This window comes from Nocardioides sp. NPDC004968 (genome assembly GCF_040608935.1).
In the GTDB taxonomy this organism is placed as follows: domain Bacteria; phylum Actinomycetota; class Actinomycetes; order Propionibacteriales; family Nocardioidaceae; genus Nocardioides.
Genome location: NZ_JBEXJF010000078.1, coordinates 1 through 2,347, shown reverse-complemented (window position 1 = coordinate 2,347; position 2,347 = coordinate 1). Strand labels below are relative to the sequence as shown.

Below are 2,347 nucleotides of genomic sequence, written 5' to 3'. Positions count from 1 at the left end.
AGTGCGCACGCCTTCGATTAAGGTGTCACTAGCCTTGCGGTCGCCTCCGGCCTCGCCGTGCTTGCGGTATCAAGGACTGGCACGCAGAGAGACGGCGCTCCTGGTTGACCCGGAGCGCCTTCTCGGCGAGGTCGGAGCCTGCGGAGGCGTACAGGTTCAGGACGGCGTGAGCGCCGCGCTTCTTGAGCTCGTCGCGCTCCTCGGGGCGCAGGGCGATGGCGGCCACGGTGCCGGTGAAGCCGAGCTTCTGGAGCAGGTCCATGGCGAGCAGGTTGTCGCCGTGGAAGGGCATGGTGAGGACGACCAGCTCCATGCCGGTGCCCTTCTTGACCCGCTCCCAGAAGTCCTGGTCGGTGGCGTCGGCCTCGACCACGTCGAAGCCCTCCTGCTTGAGCGAGTCGGCCCGCAGCGAGTCGTGCTCGACAGCCAGGACCTGGTAGCCCTGGGCGTCGCGCAGCTCCTCGTAGGTCGTACGCCCCACCCGGCCCATCCCGACCACCAGCGCCTTGGCGTCACCGAGGTTGATCGGCCGGTCCGCCTCCTGGAGCCGCTCGGGCCTCCGCTCCGGAAGCCGGCGGTTGAGCAGGTTGATGAGCTTCGCGGCGTACACGTTGAAGACCGCGGCAACCAGGAACGAGAGTGAGGTCGCGACCGCGAGCACGGTCTGCCACTGGGCCGACGCCAGCCCGGTCGCGGAGGCGATGACGATCACGATCAGCCCGAACTCGGAGTAGTTGGTCAGCGTGAACGAGGCGAGCGTCGCGGTGCGGTAGCGCAGCCCCATGAACGCGAAGATCACGACGTACGCAACGGCCTGGAGCGGCAGCAGGATCTGGAGCACGCTGGCCAGCGCCAGGTCCTCGAGCGAGGGCACCCCGGTCAGCCCGATACTCAGGAAGAACGCGATGAGCAGGAGCTCCTTGGTGCTGAACAGCAGCTTGGCCAGCGCCGGCGCCTTGGCATGCGACCCGAGGAGTACGCCGACCACCAGCGCCCCGAGGTCGCCCTTGAGCCCCACTGCCTCGAAGAGCCAGTAGCCCGGCACGAGCGCGATCGCCAGGCCGAAGAGCGCGGTCAGCTCGGCGGAGGTGATCCGGTCCCAGATCCGGTGGGCGAGCCAGGCACCCGGGAGAAGCAGCACCAGCGCGAACACCCACGGGGAGGGCCAGTGGCCCTTGGAGATGGTCAGGAACACCACCGCGACGATGTCCTGCATGACCAGCACACCGATCGCGATCCGGCCGTAGAGGGTGTTGTTGTCGTGGCGCTCCTCGAGCACCTTGATCGCGAAGACGGTCGAGGAGAAGGAGAGCACGAAGGCGATCAACGCCATCTCGCCCAGGTCGGCGTCGGCGAGGAGCGCGAACCCGAGCGGCGCGATGCCGGCCAGCAGGCCGACCCCGATGATGACGCTGAAGCCGAGGTGGGCGAAGGTGCTCAGCCAGACGTCGGGCCGTAGCAGCGATCTCACGTCGAGCTTGAGGCCGATGCCGAACAGGAGCAGCGTGACGCCGAGATCGGCCAGCGTGTGCAGCCCCGCCATCTCACCGACGCCGGCGGCGTGCAGCCCGAACCCGGCGGCCAGGAAGCCGACCAGCGGCGGGAGTTTGAGGAACATCGCGACCAACCCCGCTCCGAGTGCGACGAGCAGATAGAGCGCGGTCAGCGTCATATTGGACTTCCCCCAGGGTGAAACTCGACGATCCGACACGCGTACGATACCGCGTGATACCACTTCGGGTTACAGTGGGTCCATGGCTATGACTCTGCGACTCAGCGAGGCCGACGACCGGCTGCTGACCGACCGTGCCAGGACGGAGAACCGGTCGAAGCAGGAGGTCGCCCGCGAGGCCATCCGCGCCTACCTCAACGATCACGAGCGGCGCATCGAGGATCTCGAGGACGATCTCGCTCTCGCGCGCTACTCCCTGCGCCGCGAGCTCGGCGAGGTCAGCTACACCCCGCACGCCGAGGCACGCCGCGCCCTCGGTCTCGACCGCCACGCCGGCGAGTGACCTATCAGGTCGTCTGGGCCGACGAGGCGTTGCAGTCGGCCGAGGCGTACGTCGACGACGACCCCATCGGCCTGATCCAGGTCTTCGACACCGTCGACACCCTGACCGAGACCCCGCGCGACGTCGGCGCCTACGCCTGGGGGAAAGACCGCTACCGCCTCCGCGTCGGCCGCTACCGCATCGTCTACGTGGTCGAGGAGCGCCGCATCACCGTCGCCGTCATCCACCTGGGTCGCCGCAGCGTCTGATCCCCTGCTGGTCGACGGCCAAGCGGCTGTGTAACACGTCGTTGGTTTGGAAAAAAACCCCAAAAAAGAGTTGGAGTAGTAAAA

3 protein-coding genes are annotated in these 2,347 nt (G+C 67.5%); 2 read left to right on the top strand and 1 reads right to left on the bottom strand.

The genetic code is table 11. The annotated features are described in order from the left end of the window. Nucleotides 1-28 precede the first annotated feature (28 nt). Nucleotides 29-1,672, bottom strand: a complete 1,644-nt coding sequence (locus ABZU72_RS28645; RefSeq protein ID WP_355022160.1) for a cation:proton antiporter family protein — start codon at nt 1,670-1,672, stop codon at nt 29-31. Nucleotides 1,673-1,754: 82 nt separating this feature from the next. Between ABZU72_RS28645 and ABZU72_RS28640 the strand changes: the two genes are divergently transcribed. Both ABZU72_RS28640 and ABZU72_RS28635 read left to right on the top strand, forming a co-directional pair. Then, nucleotides 1,755-2,015, top strand: coding sequence for a hypothetical protein (locus ABZU72_RS28640; protein ID WP_355022159.1), 261 nt, complete (start codon nt 1,755-1,757; stop codon nt 2,013-2,015). Then, nucleotides 2,012-2,263, top strand: coding sequence for a type II toxin-antitoxin system RelE/ParE family toxin (locus ABZU72_RS28635; protein WP_160026251.1), 252 nt, complete (start codon nt 2,012-2,014; stop codon nt 2,261-2,263). The genes ABZU72_RS28640 and ABZU72_RS28635 overlap by 4 nt, the downstream gene beginning before the upstream one ends. The last annotated feature ends 84 nt before the right edge of the window (nt 2,264-2,347 follow it).

Bases quoted from the DNA above. Each gene is read 5' to 3' on its own strand.
- ABZU72_RS28645 (WP_355022160.1), bottom strand. From the start codon at position 1,672: ATGACGCTGACCGCGCTCTATCTGCTCGTCGCACTCGGAGCGGGGTTG.
- ABZU72_RS28640 (WP_355022159.1), top strand. From the start codon at position 1,755: ATGGCTATGACTCTGCGACTCAGCGAGGCCGACGACCGGCTGCTGACC.